Source organism: Vibrio sp. 1288 (assembly GCF_033344475.1).
Genome location: NZ_JAWPOX010001206.1, coordinates 1 through 502 on the forward strand (window position 1 = coordinate 1; position 502 = coordinate 502).

General features: G+C 47.4%; 2 pseudogenes. Both read left to right on the forward strand.

Annotated features, from left to right (window positions below):
- Positions 1 to 132: pseudogene (locus tag R8O11_RS31705) on the forward strand (alkaline phosphatase family protein); the annotation flags it as partial.
- Positions 129 to 502: pseudogene (locus R8O11_RS31710) on the forward strand (ABC transporter permease); the annotation flags it as partial. The pseudogenes R8O11_RS31705 and R8O11_RS31710, both read left to right, overlap by 4 nt.

Genomic DNA, 502 nt, shown 5'->3' on the forward strand with positions numbered 1-502 from the left:
ATGTTTGTGATTGGCGACAAGTTCACACATCAAGAGTGTCACGTTAAGCAAACCGAGATTTGTGGCACGGTTTGTCAGTTGTTAAACCTTGACCACAATAAACCTTACACGCAAGCGTTGTTAGCACTATGAGCAGTTCTGTTTTATCACCAAGCGCGAGCCGCGCGGCGAAACCAACGACAAGCGTTTGGCTTAAGCGCATCAAACCCGCATTCTGGCTGGTTCCCTTTGCACTTTTTTTCTACCTATTTCAACTCGCGCCCATGATTTGGGTGCTGTTTAACAGCTTTATCTACGATGGAGAGTTCGCTCTCGATAACTACATCGAAGTACTCGATTCTGCGTTCATGCTGCAAGCATTCGGAAACAGTTTATGGCTGTCCGTTTGGTCGAGCATTTTCGGGCTCGCCATTGCGATGCTGTTGGTTTCTTCCTTACGCCGAGTAAACAGTAAGCTAAGAGACGCCGTGATTGCCTTCACCAACATGAGCAGCAACTTTGC